This window comes from Acinetobacter higginsii (assembly GCF_000369845.1).
Lineage (GTDB): Bacteria > Pseudomonadota > Gammaproteobacteria > Pseudomonadales > Moraxellaceae > Acinetobacter > Acinetobacter higginsii.
On the sequence record NZ_KB850223.1, the window covers coordinates 565,377 to 565,976 of the forward strand.

Consider the following 600-nt stretch of genomic DNA (forward strand, 5'->3'; position numbering starts at 1 on the left):
GGACTTCACGTTCATGGCGGTATACGCCATTTAGAAATGATACAAAATCTATATGGGCAGATACTCCTTGTTCATGGCGGTATACGCCATTTAGAAATCCAACATGTTGAAGGCAGTCCGATCGTGCTCGTTCATGGCGGCATACGCCATTTAGAAAAAACTGATGATAAGCATGAATCATTAGATGATGTTCATGGCGGCATACGCCATTTAGAAAGCTTACGTGGACCGATTCCGAAGGTCAAACTTGTTCATGGCGGCATACGCCATTTAGAAAGATTCATAGCACACCTAAGCACTTGCTTTGGGGTTCATGGCGGCATACGCCATTTAGAAAAATATGCGCCACCAATCATAGCGAGGTTTGTCGTTCATGGCGGTATACGCCATTTAGAAAAGAATTATCATATGCAGTAGCTCCGTCCTCCAGTTCATGGCGGTATACGCCATTTAGAAACATAACCAATTTGTGTTTTAACTCTTTGTTTTGTTCATGGCGGTATACGCCATTTAGAAAGTCGAGACAATCTTTGAACCAAAATACATAGAGTTCATGGCGGTATACGCCATTTAGAAATTTAAAAAATCTACGTCACGAAG

1 CRISPR repeat array is annotated in these 600 nt (G+C 42.0%).

The features are described 5' to 3' along the window. The first annotated feature begins 9 nt into the window (after positions 1-9). A CRISPR array of direct repeats spans positions 10-577; the repeat unit is 28 nt; unit sequence GTTCATGGCGGTATACGCCATTTAGAAA. The last annotated feature ends 23 nt before the right edge of the window (positions 578-600 follow it).